Raw genomic sequence first — 23,202 nt, 5'->3', positions numbered from 1 at the left:
ACACTGGCGGGGCGGTCCGGGCACCGGGCCGCCGCACGATCGTCCGGGGCCCGGCCAGTGTGGCCAACGCCCTCTGGTATCGGGGCAGTTCACCGTCCCGGACTCAGGCCGCCCGGCAGATCATGATCCGTCAGGAACGCCAGGCGCCGCGTGCCGAAGTGGCATGGAGGCGCGCAGGGGCCGGGCGGGTTCAGTAGACGCCGCACATGCCGTCGATGGAGACCTCCTCGACGAGCAGGTCCTCCGCGACCATGTCGTCATCGGTGGCGGCCGGAGCGGGGTGCGGCAGGCGCTCGTCCGTCCGAGCGGGCTGGTCCGTGGCCGTGGTCATGAGAAACTCCCTCTTCCAGCGAGCGGCAAGGCCTCGAAACCACGAGGCCACACACGGGGCACAAACGTTCTTTACGCTTGGCACCGTAATGGCACCCTGTGCCGAAAGGAAGAAAGTTTGCTTAATTCGTCGAGCCGGCCGTCTTCCGACCGCGCCAACCGCACCGGTCGCAAACCACTGACGTCCCGCGCCCAGCTGGAGCAGCACGCGCTGCGACTCTTCGCCGACCGTGGATTCGACGAGGTAACGGTGGAGGACATCGCGAGCGCCGCCGGGGTCAGTCGACGCACCTTCTTCCGCTACTACCGGTCGAAGAACGATGTCGCCTGGGGCGATTTCGACGGCGAGCTGGAGGAAATGAGGGCACTTCTCGCCGAATATCCGCGCGAGACGCCGATGATGGACGCGCTGCGCGAGACCATCGTGGAGTTCAACCGGTTCGATGCGGCACAGCTGCCGTGGCACCGCCTGCGCATGTCGCTGATCCTGGACATCCCCGCGCTGCAGGCGCACTCCACGCTCCGCTACGCCTCCTGGCGGGCGGTGGTCGCCGAGTTCGCCGCCCGCCGACTCGGGCAGGCACACGACTCCTTGCTCCCTCAGCTCGTCGCGCACGTCTGCCTGGGTGCTTCCGTCGCCGCGTACCAGCAGTGGCTGCGCCAGGACGAAGCGGACCTGTGCGCCTTCCTGGACGAGGCACTGCGGGCGATCGGCCAGGGACTGCAAACGTACGAACCCCGCCCCTGACGGGAGGGGCACTCAGCGCGGCTCCCGGGGCAGCCCGAGTCCTCGCTCCGCGATCTGGGTACGCAGCACCTCGTTGGCACCGCCGGCGATCGTGTAAGCGCGGGCGTAGAGGTACGCGTCGGCCCACCAGCCGTCCGCCACCGCATCCGGGTCGCCCTCGGTGAGCAGCCCGTCCGCACCCTGCAGCCGCATGCCGAAGTCGACCAGGTCATGGTTGAGTTCGCTGAAGAAGATCTTGCCGATCGGGGCGTCGGCGGGCTGCTCGGTGCCGTGCAGCATCCGGGACTGCGCGAGGGCGACGAGCGCGGCGTTGACGTGCACCCGGGTCGCCAGCTCACCGATCGTCTGCCGCGTGGCGGAGTCGTCGAGAGCACTGCCCGCACCGACCGGGGTGCGCTCCGCGAGGGCCGTCAGGTCGTCCAGCGTGGCGAGCAGTTCGGTGCCGCGCGCGGCGACGCCCGAGCGCTCGTGCCCGAGGCTGCTCATCGCCACCCGCCACCCGGCGTTCACCTCCCCGATGACGTTGGCGGCGGGGATGCGGACGCCGTCGAGGAAGACCTCATTGAAGTCGGTGGTGCCGGTGATCTCACGCAGCGGCCGGACCTCGACGCCCGGGCTGCGCATGTCGAGGACGAAGGCCGTGATGCCCCGGTGCCGGGGGGCATCGGGGTCGGTGCGCGCCAGCAGGTACCCCAGGTCGGCGTGCTGACCGTTGGTGGTCCACACCTTCTGCCCGTCGACCACGTACACCACGTCGTCACCGTCGCCCTCGCGCCGGGCCCGGGTCGAAAGGGCCGCGAGGTCACTGCCCGCGCCCGGCTCGCTGAACAGCTGGCACCACACGTCCGCGCAGCTACGGATACGAGGCAGGAAGCGGTCCCGCTGCGCTTCGGTGCCGAACTCGATCAGCGCGGCCGAGGCGAGCGCCGCGGCGCCGACCGGCGGCCAGGTGCGGGCGCGGGCGATCTCCTCGGCCACGATGAACGGTTCCAGGGGACGCGCGTCCGGACGTCCTCCGTACTGAGCGGGCCAGTCGATACCGAGGTAGCCCGCCTCGTAGAGCGTGGCGGTCCAGGCCCGGATCGCCGGCATGAGCTCGGCCTCGGGTGCGCGGACACCCGTGTGCGCCTTGATCCCGGGGGCGTGTTCGGCGATGAACGCCCGGACCTTGAGGCGGAACGCCTCCAGCTCCGGAGTGGACTCGAGCCGCATACTTCTCCTCATATCTGAGGTACAGGGTCCCACCCATGATGAGGTCACTCTAAGGCAGTCATCAACCGATTCAACCCCAGGATTCACCGAGGCAAGGCTCGACCTGGAGTCTAAAAGAGGATACTTTCCTTCTGCCGCGTCGACTCTGACGCGATGGACCCTCGACCCGGGTGGTGATGCGTGGACTTCGAACTCAGCGATGAACAGGCGATGCTCCGTGCGGCGTCCCGCGACCTCTTGCGCGACCACGCCCCGGGCGACCCCGCTCTGTGGCGGCTCGCGGCCGGGCTCGGGTGGCCGGGGCTCGCCGTGCCGGAGGAGTACGGCGGCACCGGGCAAGGTCTCGTCGAACTCGCCCTGGTGGCCGAGGAGTTGGGCCGATCCATCGGACGCGTACCGTTCCTGCCCACCGTGCTGGTCGCCCGCGCCCTGGCACGGGGCGGCTCGCCACGGCTGCGGGAGGCGGTGCTGCCCGCCCTGGCCGAGGGCACGGCGTGGGCGTCGTGGGCCTTCGCGGAGCCCCGTTCGCCCTGGACACTCGCCGGCGTCGGCGCCACCGCGCGCACCGACGGCGACACCGCGGTGCTCGACGGCGTGAAGACCATGGTGCAGGACGCGGCAGGAGCCCGGTGGCTCCTGGTGACCGCACGGCACGACGGCGTCCCCGCCTCGTTCCTCGTCGACCGCGACGCGCCCGGAGTCGCCATCCGACGCCAGCACGTTCTCGATCTGACCCGGGCGTCGCACGAGGTACGGCTCGACGGCGTCCGGGTCCCGCTCGACCGGCGTCTGGACGGCGGACCCACCGCAGTGCAGCGACTGCTCGACGACGCGTCGGTGCTGGTCTCGGCCGACACCCTCGGTGTGATGGACCACCTGCTCGACATGACCGTCGCGTACATGAAGGTGCGGGTGCAGTTCGGGCGGCCGCTCGGCTCGTTCCAGGCGGTCAAGCACAAGTGCGCCTCGATGGCGATGCTGATCCACGGAACACGGGCTGCCACCGCGTATGCGGCGATGGCCGCCGACGCCGGATCACCGGACGGCGCCCGGGCCGCGTGTGCCGCCGCGTCGTACGCGAGTGCCGCGGCCGGTGACGTGGCCGGTGAGGCACTGCAACTGCACGGCGGGATCGGCTTCACCTGGGAACACGACCTGCACCTCTATCTGCGCCGGGCGAAGACCGACGCCGTGCTCTACGGCGACGCGGCCGTCCATCGCGACAGGCTCAGCTCGCTGATCCGGCCCGAGACCGTACCCGCATAGGACCGCGCGAAGGGAAACGAACGCCAGTGGAGATCAAGGGGAAGAAGGCCGTGGTGTTCGGCGGGGCGTCCGGCATGGGCCGGGCCAGCGCCGAACTGCTGGCGGCCCGCGGCGCCGAGGTGGCCGTCCTGGACCGCCCGGAGTCGGCCGGCGCCGAGGTCGCGGCCGCGTGCGGCGGCGCGTTCCACCCGGTCGACGTGACGGACTTCGAGGGCACCGAGCGGGCCCTGGCCGACGCCGTCACCCAGCTCGGCGGACTGCATGTCGCCGTCACCACCGCGGGCGGCGGCACAGCCCGACGCACCCTCGGCAAAGAGGGCCCGCACGACCTGGAGACGTTCCGCCGGATCCTCGACCTCAACGCGGTGGCCACCTTCAACATCAGCCGTCTCGCCGCCGCGCACATGAGCCGCAACGCCCCCGAGGACCCCGACGTCACCGGCGAGCGCGGCGTGATCGTCAACACGGCGTCCATCGCCGCGTTCGAAGGCCAGATCGGGCAGGTCGCCTACGGTGCCGCGAAGGCGGCCATCGCCGGGATGTGCCTGACGATGGCCCGCGATCTGGGTTCCCTGGGCATCCGCGTGATGGCGATCGCGCCGAGTCTGTTCGAGACGGGTGCCGTACGGAAGATCCCGGACGAGGTGAAGTCCACGCTCGTGAAGGACGCCGCGTTCCCGAAGCGTCTGGGCCATCCCGAGGAGTACGCCAAGCTGGTGCTCGCCATCGTCGACAACCCGATGCTCAACGGCCAGTGCCTGCGCCTTGACGCAGGGCAGCGCTTCGCACCGAAGTGACCGGGGAAAGTACGGATTCAGTGGCCCCAACCAAGCCGGTGAGTACGCCTATACGCCCGGGAATCCGCTGCTGTCGGCCCAGCTCAGTATGCTGAGGACACGCAACGTCACTCGAGGAGTTGACCCCATGGCGACCGCCGCCGACCACCAAGCCACCGACCTCGCCTGGCGGGCTGATTCCGCCGACGGCGAGACCGGTTCCCCCGTCGGCAAGCTGGCCGCGCAGATCGCCCGTCGCATCGAGGCGGACGTCATGCAGCGCGGCTGGCCCGTGGGCGAGTCCCTCGGCTCCGAGCAGGACCTGCGCGAGCACTACGGGGTCAGTCGCTCCGTGCTGCGCGAGGCTGTGCGTCTGGTGGAGCACCACCAGGTGGCCCGGATGCGGCGGGGGCCGGGGGGCGGGCTGATCGTGTGCGCGCCCGACGCGGGCCCGGCGACCCGCTCCATCGTGATCTACCTGGAGTACATCGGGACGAGCGTCACCGATCTCTTGCACGCGCGCCAGCTCCTCGAACCGATCGCCGCAGGACTTGCCACGCAGCGCCTCACCGAGGAGGGCATCGACACGCTCCGCGCCACCCTCGACGACGAGCTCGCCCAGCCGGACGAGCCGCACGAGGGGGCTCACGATCCCCTGCACCCCGTGCTCGGTCGGCTGTCGGGCAACCCGGTGCTCCAGCTCTACATCGACGTACTCACCCGCCTGACCGCGCGCTACGCGCACACCTCGCGGCGGATCACCAAGGCCGAGGTCCAGTCCGCCGCGACCACCTCGCGCGAGGCACACCGGACCATCGTCGAAGCGGTGATCTCCGGTGACGGGGCGCACGCCCAGACGCTGCTCACCTCGCACCTGGAGTGGGTTGCCGCCTGGATCGAGAAGCACCGGGTGCGCCGCGCGCGGATCACGGGCACCGTGATCGAGCCGGAGATGGCCGAGGGACCGCGGGCCAAGCTGGCCGAGGTGGTCGCCTCGTGGATCCATGACGACATCGCCGCGCGGGGCTGGCAGGTCGGTTCGGTGCTCGGCTCCGAAGCCGACCTCCTCGCCCGTTACCAGATCAGCCGGGCCGCGCTGCGCGAGGCGGTGCGGCTCCTGGAGTACCACTCGGTGGCCCGGATGCGGCGCGGTCCCGGCGGCGGCCTGATCGTCACCGAACCCGAGCCACAGGCCAGCGTCGACACGATGGCGCTCTTCCTGGAGTACCAGGGTGCGACCGCCGACGATCTGCGGATCGTCCGCGACGCCCTGGAGCTCGGCGCGGTCGCGCGGGTGACCGCACGGCACGCCGAGGGCGACGAGGAGGTGGCCGAGCGGCTTGCCGCGGCCGTCCGCTGGCCGGCGGAGGGCCCCGCGGACGACCCGCGCAAGGCGGACCTCTTCCACTCCGAACTCGCCGCTCTGGCGGGCAATCCCGTCCTGTCGTTGTTCCTCGACATCATCACGGAGCTGTTCCGCCGGCACGCCGCGGGCCAGAACCAACCGCTGCCCGGGGACAAGGCGGCCGACGAGGTCACCCACGTGCACCAGCGGATCCTCGACGCGGTGCTGGCAGGGGACTCCGGTGTCGCCCGGCACCGGATGCGGCGTCACCTGGACGCGCTCATCCCCTGGTGGCACTGACCTCAGGGCGAGCCCGCCGGCTCAGTCCGCCGTATCGCCCACGCTGAACCGGGCCAGTTCGTGCGTCACCATGCCGTCCAGGCCGGGCGCGGGCGGCTCGGGCAGCACGACCGCCCGCTCCCGGGTCGGCAGCAGGACGACGGCCGTGCCCGGGGTGGTGACCTCGCCGCGCTGGTTCTCGCAGCGCACCGCGACATGCACCTCGGCGCGCTCGCCGGCCCGCCGCTTGTCGACGACCTCGCCCCGCACCCACGTGGTGTCGCCGAGGTAGTTGAACTTGCGGTGTTCGCAGCGCAGTTGCCACAGCCAGCCGTCGTCGCCCATCCAGTCGGTGAGCAGGTGGCACAGCCAGGTCTCGCGCATCCCGCCGTAGTCGTAGGGGTTCGGCAGGCCCAGCTCCCGTGCCCGCTCCGGCTCCCAGTGCAGGCGCTGCACGGTGTCGGGGATGCCCAGCGGGTTGGGCGGGTAGAGGCCGGGGGCCTTGCGCCGTACATCCGCGGCGATACGGAACGCGCCGGGCGGGGTGAGCTGCATGCCCCAGCCCAGATGCCAGACGACCACGTCCGTGACGGTGAGCGGCCCCTTCACCCGGGGCTGCAGTTCCTCGCCGATCTCGACGTCCTCCCAGTAGCGCGGTTCGGCGCCGCGCCGGGTCTCGGCCGCGTAGGCCGCATCGATGCGCGCCAACTGGTCGGCTGTGTAGGGCTGTTGCTCCACCTTCTCTTTGGCCCGCTTGCGTGACGTGTGCCGTTCCGCGTTGATCCAGGTGCCACGGCGGACGGCGTGCATCTCACCCTGCCCGTTGGCGTACAGGTAGTCCTGGGTGACATGGGCGGTGCGACCGCCGAAGCTGCTGCGCTTGGCCTGCACGCCCACCTGGGTCTGCAGCACCCGGCAGCGGTCTCCCGAGGTGAGCGGCCGCCACCACTCGAACTCCATGACCGCCTGGTACGAGCCGAGCCCGGCGAACGGATCGCCCTTCAGGAGCGCCTTGGCCCGCGGATCCGGCGTCGGTGCGGCGTCCTCACCCATGGTGTACAGGAACGTCGGCGGAGCGATGAGGGAGCCCCAGCGGGTGCGCGCCGCGTACTCGGGATCGCAGTAGAGCGGGTTGTCGTCGCCGTACCCGTAGGCGAAATGACGGACGCCGTCGGAGCTCACCTCGTAGTTGTGCGGGGGGTTGTGCTGCGGCTTCGGGATGCCCAGGCGGCGGCGGGAGCGCTCGATCGCCTCGTCGGTCAACACGCCGAACTGCTCGGCCTGTTGGTGTTCCGTGGTGGTGGTCATCGCGGACTCTCCTCGGTCAGGTCAAGTCGGAGCAGGTCATCGGGTCGGGGTCAGGTCGAGCACGACCTTGCCGGTGGTCCGGCGTTCGGCGACGGCCGTGAGTGCCGCGGCCACATCGCTCAGCGCATGGACGTGGGAGACCATGGGCCGCATCCCGTCACGGACCATCCCGGCCAGCGCGTGCTGGGCCGCCGCGACCGCCTCCGGCGCCTCCTCGCGCATCATCCGGGCCTCGAATCCGCGCACCACCGCGTTCTTGAGCAGGACGAGGTTGAGCGGGATACGGGGGATGCGGCCGTCGGCGTAGCCGACCGTGACGAACCGGCCGTGGCGCCGCAGGGCCCGGAAGGCCGCCTCGGCATGGTCGCCGCCCACCGGGTCGACCACCAGGTGCACGCCTTCGCCGCCGGTCACCTCCCGGATGCGGGCCTTGAGGTCCTCGCGCACGTAGTCGATGCCGTGCTCCGCGCCGAGCTCGTGCGCGACGGCGAGCCGCTCAGGGCTCGACGCGGCCGCCACGACGTGCAGCCCGAGGCGGGAGGCGACGTCGACGGTGGCCGAGCCGACCCCACCGGCGGCGCCGAGCACCGCCGCCCACTCCCCCGCGGCGGCGCCACCCACTGTCACCAGGGCGTGGTAGGCGGTGCCGTACGTCACGTGGAAGGCGGCCGCGTGCACCATGTCGAGTCCGTCGGGGATCGGCCGCAGTGCCGCCACGGGGGCCACGACCTGCTCGGCGAAGGCCCCGGTGAACACGGCGCCGGCCACGGCCGACCCGACGGGCGGCCCGGTCACCCCCTCCCCCAGAGCGGCGACGACGCCGGCGAACTCGCTGCCGGGCGTGAAGGGCAGGGGGGCCGATACCTGGTAGCGGTCGGCCGCGACAAGGACGTCGGGGTAGTTGACGGCAGCGGCGTGCACCCGGACCAGGACCTCGCCCGGGCCCGGCTCCAGGTCGTCGACCTCGGTGACCTCGATGCCGCTCGGCTTCCCGTAGCCGGTGCAGCGCGCGGCCCTCATCGCCGGCCATCCAGGGTGGGCATGGCCGGGTCGCGGGGCAGTCCGAGGACCTGTTCGGCGATGGTGTTGCGCTGGATCTCCGCCGTCCCCGCGCCGATCGTGGACGCCCTGGTGCGCAGGAACCCCCAGACCCACCGCCCGCGCTGCACGGCGTGCGGGTCGCGGCGGCCGAGCATCCCGTAGGAGCCGAGCAGGTCGACGGCGAACTCGTGCAGCTCCTGCTCGAAGGTGACGATGAACAGCCGAGCCGTCGACGAGGCGGGCCCCGGCTCGCCCTTGGTCATGATGTCGGAGATCGTCCGCATCCCGGTGTAGCGCATGATGCGTACGCGCGTCTCGAAGTCGGCGAGCCGGTCGCGGACCCGGGGATCGGTGCTCGCCCCGCGCTCGCGGGCCAGCTCGATCAGCTCGTCGAGCACCCGACGGTAGCGGGCTGCCTGGTTCATCGCGCCGGCAGCGCGTTCGTGCCCGAGGCTGGTGCGCACGAGCGGCCAGCCGCCGTTCTCCTCACCGATCCGGTCGGACACCGGCACGCGGACATCGTCGAAGAAGACCTCGCAGAAGTGCGCGTCCCCGGTCAGGTCGCGCAGCGGCCGCACCGTGACGCCCGGCGCCTGGGCGTCGATGAGCAGGTAGGTGATGCCGCGCTGGCGCGACTCGGGGGTGCCGGTACGTACCAGAGTGAAGAGGATGTCGGCGATGTCCGCCGAACTCGTCCACACTTTCTGCCCGTTGACGAGGTACGCGTCGCCCTCGCGGCGCGCCGTCGTGCGCAGGGCCGGCAGGTCCGAGCCGGCCTCGGGCTCGGAGTACCCCTGCGCCCACACCGCGTCGCCGCGCAGCATGGGGCGCAGGAACCGCTCCTTCTGCTCCTCGGACCCGTACGTGATGAGGGTGGGAGCGGCGATGCCGAGTCCGGTGCCCAGTGGTCCCGGGACCCTCGCCTTCGCGTACTCCTCCTGGTAGATCACCTGCCGGGCGAAGCTCAGCTCCATGCCGCCGTAGGCGCGCGGCCAGCTGGGACCCGCGTATCCGGCGTCGTAGAGGGTGGCCAGCCACGCCTTCTGCCAGGCGAGCCGCCCGGCGGGGCCCTTCGGGCGGCGGCCGGGATGGTGTGCCCGCAGGAACTCCCGCAGCTGGGAGCGGAATTCACCGTCGGTCCCGGCAGCGCTGCCGGTATCGCTCTCGGCATCGCCGGCGAACCCGACGGCGCGTTCACCGCTCACGGTCGTCGTTGTTGTCTTGGTCGTCCTCGTTGGCGGTGTCATCCGGCCCCCCTCAGATCCCCACCAGGTCGGCGAGGCGTGCCCGGTGCGCCGCGGGCGCGCCGAGCAGTTGCTCCGACGTCTTCGCCCGGCGCAGGTGCAGGTGTGCGTCGTGTTCCCACGTGTAGCCGATGCCGCCGTGGATCTGGATGTTCTGCTTGGCCGCGTGGGTGTACGTCCCCGCGCAGTAGGCGGCGGCGAGCGCGGCGGCCGCTGGCAGCTCAGCCGGCTCTTCGGCTGGTTCCTCGGCCGGGGAGCTGGCCGGTTCCCGGGCCGACTCCCCGGCCGCGACGGACGCGGCATGGTGGGCCGCCGACCGGGCGGCCTCGACGGCGAGGAGCATGTCGGCGCACGCGTGCTTGACGGCCTGGAACGAGCCGATGGGACGCTCGAACTGCACCCGCGTCTTCGCGTACTCCACGGCGGCGTCCAGACACGCCTGGGCTCCGCCCACCTGCTCGGACGCCAGCGCGACCGCCGCGAGGTCGAGGGCGGTGCGCAGGTACGCCGTCGCGTCCCCGTCGGGCCCCACGTGCACGGCGGGCGCTTCGTCGAGGTCGATCCGGGCCTGACGGCGGGTGGGATCGAGTGTGTCGAGCGGGGTCCGCGCGACTCCGGGAACCCCGCTCTCGACCGCGAACAGCCCGGGGCCCGCGTCGGTGTCCGCGACCACGAGCAGCAGGCCGGCCGTGTCTCCGTCGACCACGAACACCTTGGTGCCCGACACCGTCCAGCTCTCGCCGTCGACGCGGGTGGCCGTGGTGGCCACGTCCTCGATGCGCCAGGAACCGCTCCCTTCCGCGACAGCGACGGTCGCGGTCAGTTCCCCCGAGGCGATACCGGGCAGCCACCGCGCCTTGGCCGCGGCGTCACCGGACGCGGTGAGGGCCTGGCCTGCGAGGGCTACGGTGGCGAAGTACGGGGACGGAAGCAGTGCCCTGCCCAACTCCTCCAGTACGACGCCCAGTTCGACTGCTCCGCCGCCGCTGCCGCCGTACTCCTCGGGGACGGCGATCCCCATGAGGCCGAGTTGCCCGGCCAACTGGCGCCACAGCGCGGGGTCGTACCCCTCGCCGGACTCCATCCAGCGACGCACCGCCGCGCTCGGTGACTTGTCCGCCAGCAGGCGGCGCAAGGCCGAGCGCAGCTCGTCGTGCTCCTTGGTGTGCGTGAGGGTCACCTGGCTCCTCCACGTTCGCGAGCGGATCTATCCGTGCTCACGGCACACCGTACCCCGAAAAACTAAAAGAGGGTACTTAATTGAGGATCCCGTTGACCGACCGGATCCTTCACTGCCTTCACGGGGGTGGGGATCGAAGAGGCCATGGTGGGAGGTCCTTCCGGTTGCCCCGCCACCAGCCGGGACCTAGGCCCTGGACTGCAGCAACGCCGGGAAATCGGGCATCAGTGCCCGGTCCACGATCTCGATGCGCTCCCCTGTCGGTGCCAGGTGGTACGCGAAGACCGACGGAGCGTCGCCGTCGGTCACCGCACACGCCTCCAGTGCGAAACCCGCGGCTTCGAGCCCGTTCGAAGTCGCCGGGAGGTCGTCGCAGAAATAGCCGAGATGGTGTGCCGCCGCGTGTGCGGTCGCGGTCCAGGGGGTGCCGGGCACCTCCTGGATGAGCTCGATGTGCGGGGCATCGAGGGAGTACGCGTAGCACAGGGTCAGCACCCGTTCGCCGTCCGCCGTCCGGATCGGCAACTCCCGGGACAGGGGCTTGGTCCACCGGTATCCGGCGACCTCGCTCATCCGGGCCATCGCGGCTTCCACATCGGGCACGACGATCCCGGTGTGATAGAGATCGGCCGCCCTCAGCAGAGGCACGGCGCCCATCGTCGCCGTCGCCATCCGCCCGCTCACCACTCCAGCCGCAGGGACTTGATGCCGTACAGGTTCCCCGTCTGTTCCAGGTCCTGACCGGCCGCGATCCGGTAGTCCGGGATGCGCTTGTGCCACTCCTGCACCGCCACGTTCATCTCCAGGCGCGCGAGGTGCGAGCCCAGGCAGCGGTGCGGGCCCGAGCCGAAGGCGATGTGGTTGCTCGCGGAGCGGTGCGGGTCGACCTCCAGCGGATTCTCGTACCGCTCGGGGTCGCGGTTGCTGACGGCGAGCGGCAGCATCACCATCTCGCCCGACTTGACGGGGCAGCCGCCGACCTCGACGTCCTTGGTGGCCTTGCGGGCCGGGACGACGAACGAGTAGACACGAAGGATCTCCTCCACGCTCATCCCGATGAGCGAAGGGTCGGCGACGATCGCGCTGCGCTGCTCGGGGTGCGTGGCGAAGTGGTACAGAGCCCAGCCGATCCCGATGGGGACCGTGTCGAAGCCCGCCTGGAACATCAGGACGCAGAAGGCATGCATGTCCCGGTCACTGATCGGCTCGCCGTCGATCTCCCAGGTCATGGCCCTGGACAGCAGGTCGTCCCGGGGGTGCGCACGCCGGAGGGCGATCTGCTCCTCGAAGTACGCCGACACGGCCTGCATCGCGGACAGTTGGCGGCTGTGGTCCGGGTCCTCCTCGAAGGACAGGTGCAATATGGAGTCCACCCAGTCGAGGAACTGGTCCAGGTCCTTCTCGGGCAACCCCATCAGCCTCATGAAGATCAGCGTCGGGAATCGGCGCGCGAATCCGTCGAGGACTTCGGCGCCGTCACGGCCGCTCAGATCGTCGATCAGCTCGACCGCGACCTGCCGGATCTCCGGCTCGCGGGCGGCGATGGCCTTCGGCGAGAACTCACTTCCTAGGAGGCGTCGCCAGTCGGTGTGCTGCGGCGGGTCCAGCATCTCGGGGATCCACAGGAACGTGGGATCCGGGTCCAGAGCCGTGACGGACGTGCTGGAGAACGTCTGCCAGTCCTGCAGTGCCTGCTGGACCTCCTCGCCGTCCGTCACCACCCAGAAGCCTTGCGAAATGTTGCTCCTGAATCCGGAGTGCGCCCCCGCGAACGCGTCCCACCGCTCCTGATGGCTGAGGACCGGACCGTCTTCCCTGTTGTCGAAGTGGTACGTGGGCACACCCTTGTGGGTGCCCTCTGGCTCGAGCGTGGTACTCATCTCGGTTCCTCTCCAGGGTGACCTGCACGCGGGCAGGCAGCCTCTCTGCCGACATACCTCTACATAGAAAATTGAGAGCCCTCTTTTGAGGTTGTCCTCACCATGCCACCGGCCTTGAGACGGCGGCAATGCCCGCGCGGCGAGGAACGCGGCGCGGGCTCAGCGCCCCTGCGGACCGGCGCCCGCTTCTCAGCGCCCCCTCCAGACCGGCGACCGCTTCTCGGCGAACGCGGTGGCACCCTCCTTCGCATCGTCGGAGGCGAACACCGGGTCGGTGATCGCCTCCTGTTCCCGCCACCCCTCCTCCCACGTCCAGTCCACGGTGGCGCGTGCGATCCGCTTGGTCGCCGCCACGGCGAGGGGCCCGTTCGCGGCGATCGCCTCGGCGAGCCGGAGCGCGCCGTCCAGGGCGTCGCCCTCGTCGGTGAGCCGGTTGACCAAGCCCACGCCGGCCGCCCGCTCGGCCCCGAACGGCTCACCGGTCAGCAGGAGTTCGAGCGCGACGGCGTAGGGCACACGGCGCGGCAGCAGCAGCGCCGCACCCCCGGCCGCCACCAGCGACCGCTTCACCTCCGGTACTCCGAAGCGAGCCGTGCGGGCCGCGACGACAAGGTCGCAGGCGAGCAGCAGCTCGAATCCGCCGGCCAGCGCCCAGCCCTCCACGGCCGCGACGAGTGGTTTGCGCGGCGGTGTCTTCGTGATGCCGCACAGCCCGCGCCCCTCGATCCGCGGGCTCTCGCCGCGCAGCCACGCCTTCATGTCCATACCGGCGCTGAAGGTCCCCCCTGCCCCTGTGAGGACCCCGACCCTCAACTCGTCCGACGCGTCCAGCTCGTCGACCGCGGCGGCGACCCCCCTCGCCACGGCACCGTCGATCGCGTTCTTCACCTGGGGACGGTTGATCGTGATGACCTGGACGGCGCCGCGGCGCTCGACAAGAACCTCTTCCGACACGCTTCCTCCTGTTCGGCCCGGGTGTACTCGACGACACCCGCTCTCTCTTAAACAGTAGCCTTAAAAGGCTTTCTGAGCGCCTGACTGTGGACTACACAGGAGAGTCGGGATAAATTCCTGACACTGATCTTTTGGATTCTCGCGACGTCTCACCCGGAGGGCCGATGCTGGATTTCTCGATCGAACCCGACTTCCAGGCCAAGTTGGACTGGGCGGCAGCCTTTGTGCGGGCGGAGGTCGAGCCACTGGACCTGCTGTTTCCGCACGGCGGCGACCCGTACGACACGGCCAACGAGAAGGCACGGGCGATCCTCAAGCCCCTGCAGGAGAAGGTCCGCGAGCAGGGCCTGTGGGCCTGCCATCTCGGCCCGGAGCTCGGCGGGCCCGGCTACGGCCAGGTGAAGCTCGCCTACCTCAACGAGATCCTGGGCCGCTCCTACTGGGCGCCCACGGTGTTCGGCACCGCCGCCCCCGACACGGGGAACGCGGAGATCCTCGCCATGTTCGGCACCACGGAACAGAAGGCCCGTTATCTGCAGCCGCTGCTCGACGGCGACATCGTCTCCACGTTTTCGATGACGGAGCCTCAGGCGGGCGCCGATCCCAAGGAGTTCGTGTGCCGCGCCTGGCGCGAGGGTGAGGAGTGGGTCATCGACGGGGAGAAGTGGTTCTCCTCCAACGCCCGGTACGCGGCCTTCCTCATCGTCATGGCCGTCACCGACCCCGAGGCGGCCCCGCACCAGCGCATGTCGATGTTCATCGTGCCGGCCGAGACGCCCGGCATCGAGATCAAGCGCAATGTCGGCACGATGGACGAGCGGGACGCGCTCGACGAGGGGATCCACGGCTACATCCGCTACCACCGGGTCCGGGTCCCGCTCGACGCCATGCTCGGGGGCCCCGGCGAGGGGTTCAAGGTCGCCCAGGCCCGGCTCGGCGGCGGCCGGGTGCACCACGCCATGCGGACGGTCGGCAAGTGCGCCCGCGCCTTCGACATGATGTGTGAGCGCGCGCTGTCGCGTCGTACGCAGGGCACCCTGCTCGCCGACAAGCAGGCCGTGCAGCAGTTCATCGCGGACTCCTGGATCGAGCTGGAGCAGTTCCGGCTGCTCGTCCTGAACACGGCCTGGATCATCGACACCCAGCCGCACGGCGCGGCCCGCACCCGGATCGCCATGTGCAAGGTCGCGATGGCCAAGGTGCTGCACGACGTCATCCAGCGGGCGCTGCATCTGCACGGCTCGCTGGGCACCACCAACGAACTCCCGCTCGCGAAGTGGTGGATGGCCGCGCCGAACCTGGCCCTCGCCGACGGCCCGACCGAGGTGCACCGCACCACGGTCGCCAAGCAGATGCTCAAGCAGTACCGGCCGGCCGACGGGCTGTTCCCCAGCGAGCACATTCCCCCGAAGCTGGAGGCCGCGCGGAAGCGGTACGCGCACATCATCGGCGACGACAGCCTCAAGGGACAGGTGAACGCATGACCGCGTCCGGGCAGCACCCCACGTCACCGGTTCCACCGGCTCAGCTGTTCGACCTGAGCGGCAAGGTCGCCCTCGTCACCGGCGGCAGCCGGGGCCTGGGCCTGGAGATGGTGCGGTCCTTCGCCGCCGCGGGCGCCGATATCGTCATCACCAGCCGCAAGCTGGACGCCTGCGAGGCGGCCGCCAAGGAGGTACGCGACCTGGGCCGGCGGGCACTGCCCGTGGCGGCCCACGTCGGCCACTGGGACGATCTGGACCGGCTCGTCGACACCGCGTACGACGCGTTCGGCCACATCGACATCCTGGTCAACAACGCCGGTATGTCACCGCTGGCCCCATCCTCGGCCGAGACGAGCGAGGAGCTCTTCGACAAGGTGATCGGGGTCAACTTCAAGGGTCCCTTCCGGCTCGCGTCGCTCGTCGGCCGGCGGATGACCGACGGCGACGGCGGCTCCATCATCAACGTCTCCTCGTCCGGGGCGCTGCTGCCGCAGCCCCGGTTCGGGCCCTACGCCGGCGCCAAGGCGGCGCTGAACACCCTCACCACCGTCTTCGCCCTGGAATACGGGCCTACGGTGCGGGTCAACACCATCTCGGCCGGGCCGTTTCTCACGGACCTGTCGAAGTCGTGGGCGCCGGAGACCCGCACGAACACGCGCAGCGCGCTGGGCCGTCCCGGCAACCCCGAGGAGATCGTCAGTACGGCCCTGTATCTCGCGAGCGACGCGTCCAGTTACACCACGGGGGCGTTGATCCGCGTCGACGGCGGACTGTACTGATCCGCCCACCGTCGGCCGACGAATCGTCACCGCGTCGCCAGTTCCCCCAGGTAGGCGCGCTCCAACAGTCCCGGGTCCGCCGCGAACCGCGCGGCGGACCCGCTGAGCACCAGGTCGCCGTGGACCAGCACGGCAGCCTGGTCCGCCACCTCCAGGGCGAGCTGTACGTGCTGCTCCACGAGGACGACCGCGGCGCCGGTGCCGTCCGCGATGCGCCGGACGACCGGCAGCAGCTCCTCGACGATCACCGGGGCGAGCCCCATGCTGAGTTCGTCGACGAGCAGGACGCGCGGGTCCTGGATCAGGGCACGGCCCAGGGCCAGCATCTGCTGTTCCCCGCCGGAAAGCAGCCCGGCCGCGACTCTGAGGCGCTTGCCCAACGCCGGAAAGTAGTCGAGGACCTGATCCACTGTGCTGCCGCCGCGCCGCCGGGCGAGCGTCAGGTTGTCCCGCACGGTCAGCTGGGTGAACAGGGCCCGGTCGTCGGGCACGAGGACCAGTCCCCTGCGCGCCATCTCGCGGGCCCGGCCGCCCCGGACGGATTCACCGCCCAGGGCGAGGGCACCGCCCAGGCTCGGCAGCAGTCCCGCCAACGTCAGCAACAGGGTCGTCTTGCCCGCACCGTTGGGACCGAGGAGGGCCGTGACCTCGCCGGGCCGCAGCCGCAGGTCGAACCCGCGCACCACCGGCTGTCCCTTGGTGTAGCCGGCCTCCAGGCCCTCACACACCAGCAGCGCCTGTTCCGGCTCGGTCGCTGTCGTCACCGTACGCCCTCCTCTTGTGCCCGTGCCGCGCCGAGGTAGGCGGCGGCGACCCGTGGATCCGCCTTGATCTCGGCGGAGGTTCCCTGAGCGATCACCGTGCCGAGATCGAGTACGACGATGCGGTCGCACACGTCGAGCACGAGTCCCATGTCGTGGTCGACGAGCAGCACCGTCACCCCGGCGGCCCGCACGGCGCGCAGCCGCTCCCCCAGCCAGCGGCTCTCGGAGCTGTCAAGGCCGGCCGCGGGCTCGTCGAGGAGCAGGAGACGGGGCCGTCCGGCCAGCGCTCGGGCGATGGACACCAACTGCCGTTGTCCTTGCGAGAGTTCACGCGCGGGCCGCCCTCGGTGGCTGCTCAGGTGCAGCGTCTCGAAGAGGCGGCTGCGCAGCTGTGTCCCCTCGGTCGAGCCGACGTGGTCGCCGCCGTGCCGGGCCGCACTCTCGCCGACCAGGACGTTCTCCTCCACGCTCAGGTCTTCGTAGAGCTCGATGCCCTGGAAGGTACGCCCGAGCCCCGCGCGACTGCGTCGGTGCGGTGTGAGCGAGGAGAGGTCACGGCCGTCGAACTCCACGGTGCCGGTGCCGCGTTGGTATCCGCTGACCGCGTCGAGCAGGGTCGTCTTGCCCGCCCCGTTCGGCCCGATGACACCGACGATCTCGCCGGAACGGACCTCGAAGGAGACCGCGTCGAGTGCGACGACGCCTCCGTGGCGCACTCCGACGTCGCGTACCGACAGGACGACACCTCCCGGTTCGGGTGCCGTCCTGTCGGCGGTGGGGCGCGAGTCGGTGTCCGTGTCCGTATCGGTGATCGTGTCCGTCAGGGCGGCGTCTCCCCGGTCGTCCCTGGGTGTCTCGCGGCGCAGGCGGGCCGCGAGCGCGTGTGCGGGACCGACCAGGCCCTCCGGGTTCGTGATCACGGTGAGCACCAGGCCGACGCCCATGATCACGCTGTACCACTCCCCCATGGACAGCGCCCGGTCCAGGGCGACGGACACCAGGCCACCCGCGCCCAGCACACCGGCCACGACACCGCCGGACAGTGCGGTGATGCCTGCCAGATAGGCGGTGGCGAACAGGCCGAGGCCGCCGATCGCGGTGAACATCTCCGGGTCGGCGACGGTCTGCTGGTAGCCGAGCAGCGCGCCGCCCAGCCCGGCGATGAACGCACCGATCGCGAAGGCGATGATCTTCGTGCGGGAGACGTCGATGCCCGCCGCGGCGGCCGAGCGTTCGTTGGCGCGGACCGCGAGCATGGCGGCGCCGAGCCGACTGCGGCGCAGGCAGGCCACGCCGAGACCGACCAGCAACAGCACCACCAGACACAGCAGCCCGAACCGGATGCGGGGATAGCCCTCGCCCGCCCCGATGCCCAGGTCGATCCCGAACAGATGGGGCGAGGGGACCTTGGCGCCGTCAAGCCCGCCGTTGAAGTCGGTGTTGCGGAACCAGAACGCCTCCACGGCGACCGCGAGCGCGATCGTCACCACCGCTGCCGGCAGTCCGCGGATGCGCAGCGCGGGCAGCCCGATGACGACGCCGATCACCATGGCCACGACGGCCGCCAGCAGCGGTGCGATCGGGAACGGGACCCCCCAGTCCGCCGTGAAGCGGCTCAGGCTGAACGCGCCGACCCCGGCGAGGGTGAGCTGGGCGAGCGAGATCTGCCCGGCGAATCCGGTGACGACCACCAGCGACAGCGAGATCACCCCCAGGGTCAGCGAGGTGATGACCGCGGCGCGGATGCTGCCCTGGGTGGCGAACAGGACGACGACGCCGAGGGCGGTGGCGCCGAGGGCGGGGACCAGCATGCGCTCGGGGCGCGGAGCCCGTCCCAGCGTCTGCCGGATCACCGTGCCGCGGGTGGGCAGCGGCCGTCCACGCACCACCAGGTACACCAGGATCACGGCGAGCGGCACCAGTTGCGCCAGCCCGGTCTGCGGCAGCCACGACCACTTGCCCTGCAGGAACTGCAGCTCGGACTGGAGCATCCCGATGACGAGCCCGGCGCCGACGGCCGGGATCAGCGCGGTGAAGTTGCCGACGAGCGCGGCCGCGAGGGCTGGGACGATGAACAACGTGTACGACAGGGGCACCAGCGGCACGATGGGCGCGATGAGGATCCCGGACAGGGCGGCGATGGCCGAGCTCAGGGCCCAGTTCGCCGTCGCGATCCGCTCCGGGGAAAGCCCGCTGACGAGGGCACCCTTCTCGGACTCCGCCGCGGCCCGGGCCGCCAGGCCGAACCGGGTCAGCCGGAACACCAGCGCCAGGGCGACGGTGAGCGCCACGACGACCGCGGCGAACCAGAGCCGGTCTCCGGGGATGCGCGAACCGCCCCATTGCACCGCGTCGTTGGGGAGGATCGCCTTCACCGACACCGGTGCGGTGCCGACCCGGGCGACCAGCAAGGCCTGGATCACCAGCATCACGCCGATCGACGCGACGGCCTTGGCGACCGGCGGCGCCGACCGCAGCGGCCGGAAGACGACGGCATACAGCAGCACCCCGAACGCGGCGGCCAGCACCAAGGAGAACGCCATGGCCGGGAAAAGCCCGAGCTCTCCGCCGAGGCCGACGGTGCGCGACAGGCCGGGTATCGGCACCAGCAGCTCGCCCTTGCGCAGGAACGCGTAGGTGTACGCGCTGTACAGCGCGATCGCGCCGGTGGCGAAGTTGACGACCCCCGAGCTGCGGAAGGTCAGGACGAGGGCGAGGGCGAGCGCGGCGAACACGGCCCCGTTGCCCAGTCCCAGCAAGAGGAAGAGGAGGTACTGGTCCATCAGCCGGCCTGCTCGAAGAGCGGTGCGGGGTCGATGACCTGGACCTTCTCCAGCTTGCCGCCGTTGAGGGTGGCGGTGACCTCCTTGGCCGAGCAGGCCGCCTTCAGATCCGGCACCGCCTTGGAGTCACAGGTGAACGTGGTGCCGTGGCCCGCGGGCAGCGCGACGTCCTTCGCCGAGTCGAGCGCCTTCGAGATGGTCTTCGGCGTGACCTCGCCCGTCAGGCCCTTCAGCGCGCGCACCAGGCCGAGCGCGCCCTGGTACCCGATGGCCGCGTAGCCGCCGCTCGGCGTGTCGGGGCTGTAACGCTTCATCACTGCCCGGTAGAGCTGGGCCTCGGGATGGTCGCTGGCCCCGTCGAAGCTGCTGAACACCTGCGCCCCGTCCAGGCCGGTTCCGACGGCGTCGACGACCGCGGGGGCCGTGCACGGCTGGAGGATCATCCGCGGGGTGGAACCGTCGAGCGTGGCTATCGCCTGGAGGACGGAGGTGCACACCGTCGACTCGCCGATGATCGCGACGGCGTCGGGCTTGCTCTGCAGCGCGGCGCTGACCTGGGGCGAGGCGTCCGGCGTGCCCGCCGCGATCTTCACGATCCGCAGGCCGATACCTGCCTTGTCGAAGACCGGCTTGCCGATGGACTGGGCACCGCCCACCGCGGACGGTACGTCGATGACGAACGCGACGACGTTCTTGTAGCCCTGCTTCTTGGCGTACTCGGCCATCGACGTCATGGACGCCGGGAACCCGCCCGTCCAGGAGTACGCGAGGGTGCTCGTGCCCTCGGCGCCGCTGGTGGCCAGGGCGGTCGTCCAGGGGATGCCGGCCCGGGTCACGATCGGCACCATGGAGTCGCCGAGGCCACTGCTGGCCAGGACGACCGCGGCCACTTTCTGTTCGACCATCTGGTTCGCGCAGTCCCGGGCCGTCGCCGGCTCTTCCTTGGTCTTGCAGATCACGTACTCGATGGGCCTGCCCGCGATACCGCCCAGGTTGTCGTTGGCGTAGCGCCGGGCCGCGTCGGCGGCCTCCCGGGTCTCGGGCTGGCTGATGCTCGCGCCGCCCTCGTTGGTGATGAGGCCGATCTTGACCGGCGTACCGCTGGCCTTCTTCCCCGGGAACGCGCTCGCGAGCGCGGCCGGGGTGTCGTTCGTGCTTCCTTGGGTGTCGGCGTCGTCCTCCTTCGCGCAGCCCGCCAGGAGGAGGGCTGCGACGGCGGCCAGCGCGATCGACGCGCGCGGCCGGGGGGAGGAGAGGGCACGCCTGACCGACTCGATCATGTCTGCTTCCCGAAGTGTCGGCGAGTGCCCCGCACTCGCGGCGGTCGGCGACAGGGGGAGGCAGGCCGAAGCACGCCGCCGCGAGTGCCGCCTGAGATGAGGGACGAGCGCAGGCGTCGGCCTGCCGGGGTGGCAGGCATCGGCCTGCCGGGGTGGGTCAGGTCACCGCACCGTCGATCTTCAGCTGGAGCAGCTCCTCGTCGCTCAGGCCGATCTCGCGCAGCACCTCGTCCGTGTGCTCGGCGAACTGCGGCGCGCGGGTGAGTGACGCCGGGGTCTGGTCGAACTGGACCGGATTGGCGACGAGTTCACGTTCCCTGCCGTCCGCGTCCACGACCTGGGCGATCAGGCCGTTCGCCCGCAGGGACGGGTCCTGGCCGACTTCCCAGGTGTTCTGCACGGCGGCCCACTGCCCCTCCCCCCGTGCGAGGATCTCGGTCCATTCGTCGAACGGCCGCTGCCGGATGATCTCGGCGACGATGTCCGCGGCTTCGGCGGCGTTCGCCATGATCTTCTCGGTGCTGTCGAAGCGTTCGTCGGAGGCGAGGTCCTCCCGGCCGACGACCCGGCAGAACTCCGGCCAGTACCGGCCCGGTTGGAGCATCGCGAACTCCAGCCACCGGTCGTCGGCGGTCCGGTAGGCGCCGATCAGCGGGTTGGTGACCGATCCGTACTTGGGCTGCTCCTGCACGGGCAGCGGCCCCCCCACCATCAGCGCCCGGTTCACCAGGTACTGGGTGGCCCACGCGCCCACGCCGAGCAGTGACACGTCGACGACGGACGGCTCACCGGTGCGCTGGCGCTGGAACAGCGCCGCGGCGATGCCGCCGGCGATGGTCATCCCGCCCATCGAGTCGCCGTACGCGCCCGCCGGCATCCGCAGCATCCGGTCGGACCCGGGCGGGGTCACTCCGGCCGCGCTGCCGCCTCGCGCCCAGAAGGCGGTGCTGTCGTAACCGCCCTTGTCGCGTTCCGGTCCACGGGCGCCGAAGCCGCTTCCCCGTACGTAGATGATGTCGGGGTTGATGGCCCTGATGTCCTCGACGTCGATCTTGAGCTTGGCCCGCGCACCCGGCAGGAAGTTCGTGAGGAAGACGTCACTGGAGCGGACGAGTTCCTCCAACACCCGCCGCGCGGACGGCTTTTCGAGGGCGACGCCGATGCTGCGCTTGCCGCGGTTGGGCCCCTCCATGCTCGGGAAGAAGGACGAGCCCTTGCTCATCGCCTCCTGCCCGAGCACGCGCACCAGACCGCGCTGGGCGTCGCCCCGCTCGGCGTGCTCGATCTTGATGACGTCGGCGCCCCAGTCGGCGAGCACCGCGCCCGCCGCCGGTACGAAGGTGAACTGCGCCACCTCCAGGACCCGTACGCCCTCCATCGGTCGGTGCACTGCGTCAACCTCCATGCTGCGTAGGTGAATCCGTAAGTGAGTCGACGTGCGTCACTCGACGGTGATGGCGCGCTCGGGGCAGGCCCACGCGCCCTCACGGGCCGCCTGTTCCTGTTCCGGCGGGACCTCCCCGTCGAGGGGCAGGGCGTAGCCGCTGTCGTCGAGTTCGAACAGCTCCGGGGCGGCGGCCGCGCACCGCGCGTGTCCGGAGCACAGGTTCTTGTCAATGGTGATCTTCACCGACTCACTCCTTTCTCCATGGTTCTCGGTGGCTCTCGACAGCTGTCATGGCTGTCACGACTGTCGATGGCTCTCGATGGTGGTGATCTCCCCGAGGTCCATCGGCCCGTCCTGCGCCGCGTCCAGCAACGGGGCGAGGTCCACGCCGGCTTCGGCCGCCGTGTCGCGACAGGCCGCCAGGTCCTTGGCGAGGAACGGGGCCACGGCGTCGGTATAGCGCTCGGCCCCACCGCGGGCCGCGATGTACGACCCCGCCGTACTCCCTCCGCTGCTGACCGCGAGGGCCTGAAGCAGGGTGTCCTGCGCTACGCCCATCGCGCGGCCGGCCGCGAGCCCGCGCAGGGTCACCTGACTGATCGCGGCGAACAGCAGGTTGTTGAGCAGCTTGACGCGCAGCGCGGAGCCACGGGCACCGGTCGCCACGACGGGGTCGGCGTAGGCGGCCACGACCTGACGCGCCGCCGCCACGTGGGCCGGTTCCCCTCCGAGGAAGACGGTGAGGCGTCCGGCCCGCACCGCCTCGGCCGTCCCGCTGAACGCCGCGTCGACGATCGCCGCCCGCCCGCCGGGCGCGTACCCGTCCAGCCGGTCCAACGTCGCCGGCGCCCCGGTGGTGTGCGAGAGCAGCACCGTGTGCGGGCCCAGGGCCGCGACGACCTCGGGCAGCACGTCGAGCATCTGGGCGTCGTCGTAGAGACAGCTGACGACGGCGTCGCAGGCGGCGAGGTCCCGTGCGGCGCCCACGAGTTCGGCGCCCGCGGCGGACAGGCGTCCCCGGACGCCGGACCGGCGCGCGTACACACGTACCGGGTGACCGGCCGCGAGGAGGCGCTCCACCATCGGCTCGCCGATGTGTCCGGCTCCGAGGAATCCGATCGTTCGCACTGCGCTCATCTGCGCTCCGTAAGGTGTGAGGCGT

21 protein-coding genes are annotated in these 23,202 nt (G+C 70.9%); 6 read left to right on the top strand and 15 right to left on the bottom strand.

What is annotated here, in order from left to right:
* Nucleotides 1-190: 190 nt before the first annotated feature.
* Nucleotides 191-331 carry a mycofactocin precursor MftA gene (mftA, locus tag ABT114_RS33495; protein ID WP_351146669.1) on the bottom strand — a complete coding sequence of 47 codons (141 nt, stop codon included), beginning with the start codon at nucleotides 329-331 and terminating at the stop codon, nucleotides 191-193.
* A gap of 117 nt (nucleotides 332-448) precedes the next feature.
* Here mftA and mftR point away from each other — a divergent pair, with 117 nt between their 5' ends.
* A complete protein-coding gene (mftR, locus tag ABT114_RS33490) occupies nucleotides 449-1,078 on the top strand; it encodes a mycofactocin system transcriptional regulator MftR (protein ID WP_351146668.1) in 630 nt (209 codons plus the stop codon).
* Between the two features lie 12 nt (nucleotides 1,079-1,090).
* Here mftR and ABT114_RS33485 read toward each other — a convergent pair whose 3' ends face one another.
* Nucleotides 1,091-2,290, bottom strand: coding sequence for an acyl-CoA dehydrogenase family protein (locus ABT114_RS33485; RefSeq protein ID WP_351146667.1), 1,200 nt, complete (start codon nucleotides 2,288-2,290; stop codon nucleotides 1,091-1,093).
* A 180-nt stretch (nucleotides 2,291-2,470) separates the two neighbouring features.
* Here ABT114_RS33485 and ABT114_RS33480 point away from each other — a divergent pair, with 180 nt between their 5' ends.
* The 3 genes from ABT114_RS33480 (at nucleotide 2,471) to ABT114_RS33470 (ending at nucleotide 5,977) form a co-directional block, all read left to right on the top strand.
* Nucleotides 2,471-3,556 carry an acyl-CoA dehydrogenase family protein gene (locus tag ABT114_RS33480; protein WP_351146666.1) on the top strand — a complete coding sequence of 362 codons (1,086 nt, stop codon included), beginning with the start codon at nucleotides 2,471-2,473 and terminating at the stop codon, nucleotides 3,554-3,556.
* Between the two features lie 26 nt (nucleotides 3,557-3,582).
* Nucleotides 3,583-4,353: an SDR family NAD(P)-dependent oxidoreductase gene (locus ABT114_RS33475; RefSeq protein ID WP_351146665.1), complete on the top strand. Its 771-nt coding sequence runs from the start codon at nucleotides 3,583-3,585 to the stop codon at nucleotides 4,351-4,353.
* Between the two features lie 127 nt (nucleotides 4,354-4,480).
* A complete protein-coding gene (locus ABT114_RS33470) occupies nucleotides 4,481-5,977 on the top strand; it encodes a FadR/GntR family transcriptional regulator (protein WP_351146664.1) in 1,497 nt (498 codons plus the stop codon).
* A 21-nt stretch (nucleotides 5,978-5,998) separates the two neighbouring features.
* Here the strand turns inward: ABT114_RS33470 and ABT114_RS33465 are convergent, their stop codons facing one another.
* From ABT114_RS33465 to ABT114_RS33435, 7 genes are all read right to left on the bottom strand, one after another.
* Nucleotides 5,999-7,264, bottom strand: coding sequence for an FAS1-like dehydratase domain-containing protein (locus ABT114_RS33465; protein WP_351146663.1), 1,266 nt, complete (start codon nucleotides 7,262-7,264; stop codon nucleotides 5,999-6,001).
* Between the two features lie 36 nt (nucleotides 7,265-7,300).
* A complete protein-coding gene (locus ABT114_RS33460) occupies nucleotides 7,301-8,284 on the bottom strand; it encodes an NADPH:quinone oxidoreductase family protein (RefSeq protein WP_351146662.1) in 984 nt (327 codons plus the stop codon).
* Entirely contained in the window at nucleotides 8,281-9,510 is a 1,230-nt protein-coding gene (locus tag ABT114_RS33455; protein WP_351146661.1) for an acyl-CoA dehydrogenase family protein, read from the bottom strand. Before ABT114_RS33455 ends, ABT114_RS33460 begins: the two co-directional genes overlap by 4 nt.
* Before the next feature lie 52 nt (nucleotides 9,511-9,562).
* The gene (locus tag ABT114_RS33450; RefSeq protein WP_351146660.1) at nucleotides 9,563-10,729 is read right to left on the bottom strand and encodes an acyl-CoA dehydrogenase family protein; all 1,167 of its coding nucleotides are present in this window, start codon (nucleotides 10,727-10,729) and stop codon (nucleotides 9,563-9,565) included.
* A 186-nt stretch (nucleotides 10,730-10,915) separates the two neighbouring features.
* Nucleotides 10,916-11,377, bottom strand: a complete 462-nt coding sequence (locus tag ABT114_RS33445) for a VOC family protein (protein ID WP_351146659.1) — start codon at nucleotides 11,375-11,377, stop codon at nucleotides 10,916-10,918.
* Nucleotides 11,378-11,409: 32 nt separating this feature from the next.
* The gene (locus tag ABT114_RS33440; protein WP_351146658.1) at nucleotides 11,410-12,609 is read right to left on the bottom strand and encodes a cytochrome P450; all 1,200 of its coding nucleotides are present in this window, start codon (nucleotides 12,607-12,609) and stop codon (nucleotides 11,410-11,412) included.
* A 189-nt stretch (nucleotides 12,610-12,798) separates the two neighbouring features.
* Nucleotides 12,799-13,563: a crotonase/enoyl-CoA hydratase family protein gene (locus tag ABT114_RS33435; RefSeq protein WP_351146657.1), complete on the bottom strand. Its 765-nt coding sequence runs from the start codon at nucleotides 13,561-13,563 to the stop codon at nucleotides 12,799-12,801.
* Nucleotides 13,564-13,727: 164 nt separating this feature from the next.
* Between ABT114_RS33435 and ABT114_RS33430 the strand changes: the two genes are divergently transcribed.
* Both ABT114_RS33430 and ABT114_RS33425 read left to right on the top strand, forming a co-directional pair.
* Complete coding sequence (locus tag ABT114_RS33430) at nucleotides 13,728-15,047, top strand: acyl-CoA dehydrogenase family protein (protein ID WP_351146656.1); 1,320 nt, start codon at nucleotides 13,728-13,730, stop codon at nucleotides 15,045-15,047.
* Complete coding sequence (locus tag ABT114_RS33425) at nucleotides 15,044-15,826, top strand: SDR family NAD(P)-dependent oxidoreductase (RefSeq protein WP_351146655.1); 783 nt, start codon at nucleotides 15,044-15,046, stop codon at nucleotides 15,824-15,826. The genes ABT114_RS33430 and ABT114_RS33425 overlap by 4 nt, the downstream gene beginning before the upstream one ends.
* Nucleotides 15,827-15,852: 26 nt before the next feature.
* Here ABT114_RS33425 and ABT114_RS33420 read toward each other — a convergent pair whose 3' ends face one another.
* The 6 genes from ABT114_RS33420 to ABT114_RS33395 all read right to left on the bottom strand — a co-directional run bounded on the left by ABT114_RS33420 (nucleotide 15,853) and on the right by ABT114_RS33395 (nucleotide 23,177).
* On the bottom strand, nucleotides 15,853-16,590 hold the full coding sequence (locus ABT114_RS33420) for an ABC transporter ATP-binding protein (protein WP_351146654.1): 738 nt from the start codon (nucleotides 16,588-16,590) through the stop codon (nucleotides 15,853-15,855).
* The gene (locus tag ABT114_RS33415; RefSeq protein ID WP_351146653.1) at nucleotides 16,587-19,373 is read right to left on the bottom strand and encodes an ABC transporter permease subunit; all 2,787 of its coding nucleotides are present in this window, start codon (nucleotides 19,371-19,373) and stop codon (nucleotides 16,587-16,589) included. Before ABT114_RS33415 ends, ABT114_RS33420 begins: the two co-directional genes overlap by 4 nt.
* Nucleotides 19,373-20,653: an ABC transporter substrate-binding protein gene (locus ABT114_RS33410; protein WP_351146652.1), complete on the bottom strand. Its 1,281-nt coding sequence runs from the start codon at nucleotides 20,651-20,653 to the stop codon at nucleotides 19,373-19,375. The genes ABT114_RS33415 and ABT114_RS33410 overlap by 1 nt, the downstream gene beginning before the upstream one ends.
* Before the next feature lie 157 nt (nucleotides 20,654-20,810).
* Nucleotides 20,811-22,058 carry a CaiB/BaiF CoA transferase family protein gene (locus tag ABT114_RS33405; RefSeq protein ID WP_351146651.1) on the bottom strand — a complete coding sequence of 416 codons (1,248 nt, stop codon included), beginning with the start codon at nucleotides 22,056-22,058 and terminating at the stop codon, nucleotides 20,811-20,813.
* A gap of 36 nt (nucleotides 22,059-22,094) precedes the next feature.
* The gene (locus ABT114_RS33400) at nucleotides 22,095-22,283 is read right to left on the bottom strand and encodes a ferredoxin (RefSeq protein ID WP_351146650.1); all 189 of its coding nucleotides are present in this window, start codon (nucleotides 22,281-22,283) and stop codon (nucleotides 22,095-22,097) included.
* 54 nt (nucleotides 22,284-22,337) lie between these two features.
* A complete protein-coding gene (locus ABT114_RS33395; protein WP_351146649.1) occupies nucleotides 22,338-23,177 on the bottom strand; it encodes an NAD(P)-dependent oxidoreductase in 840 nt (279 codons plus the stop codon).
* Nucleotides 23,178-23,202: the final 25 nt, after the last annotated feature.

Source organism: Streptomyces sp. NPDC002088, from assembly GCF_040296605.1.
In the GTDB taxonomy this organism is placed as follows: Bacteria; Actinomycetota; Actinomycetes; order Streptomycetales; family Streptomycetaceae; genus Streptomyces.
Note: the sequence above shows the minus strand (reverse complement) of the source record. Positions and strands in the feature narration are given on the sequence as shown.

What these genes read in the sequence shown, in the direction of transcription:
- mftA (WP_351146669.1), bottom strand. Translation starts at nt 331, where the DNA reads ATGACCACGGCCACGGACCAGCCCGCTCGGACGGACGAGCGCCTGCCG.
- ABT114_RS33485 (WP_351146667.1), bottom strand. Translation starts at nt 2,290, where the DNA reads ATGCGGCTCGAGTCCACTCCGGAGCTGGAGGCGTTCCGCCTCAAGGTC.
- ABT114_RS33470 (WP_351146664.1), top strand. Translation starts at nt 4,481, where the DNA reads ATGGCGACCGCCGCCGACCACCAAGCCACCGACCTCGCCTGGCGGGCT.
- ABT114_RS33465 (WP_351146663.1), bottom strand. Translation starts at nt 7,264, where the DNA reads ATGACCACCACCACGGAACACCAACAGGCCGAGCAGTTCGGCGTGTTG.
- ABT114_RS33460 (WP_351146662.1), bottom strand. Translation starts at nt 8,284, where the DNA reads ATGAGGGCCGCGCGCTGCACCGGCTACGGGAAGCCGAGCGGCATCGAG.
- ABT114_RS33440 (WP_351146658.1), bottom strand. Translation starts at nt 12,609, where the DNA reads ATGAGTACCACGCTCGAGCCAGAGGGCACCCACAAGGGTGTGCCCACG.
- ABT114_RS33430 (WP_351146656.1), top strand. Translation starts at nt 13,728, where the DNA reads ATGCTGGATTTCTCGATCGAACCCGACTTCCAGGCCAAGTTGGACTGG.
- ABT114_RS33425 (WP_351146655.1), top strand. Translation starts at nt 15,044, where the DNA reads ATGACCGCGTCCGGGCAGCACCCCACGTCACCGGTTCCACCGGCTCAG.
- ABT114_RS33415 (WP_351146653.1), bottom strand. Translation starts at nt 19,373, where the DNA reads ATGGACCAGTACCTCCTCTTCCTCTTGCTGGGACTGGGCAACGGGGCC.
- ABT114_RS33410 (WP_351146652.1), bottom strand. Translation starts at nt 20,653, where the DNA reads ATGATCGAGTCGGTCAGGCGTGCCCTCTCCTCCCCCCGGCCGCGCGCG.
- ABT114_RS33405 (WP_351146651.1), bottom strand. Translation starts at nt 22,058, where the DNA reads ATGGAGGTTGACGCAGTGCACCGACCGATGGAGGGCGTACGGGTCCTG.
- ABT114_RS33395 (WP_351146649.1), bottom strand. Translation starts at nt 23,177, where the DNA reads ATGAGCGCAGTGCGAACGATCGGATTCCTCGGAGCCGGACACATCGGC.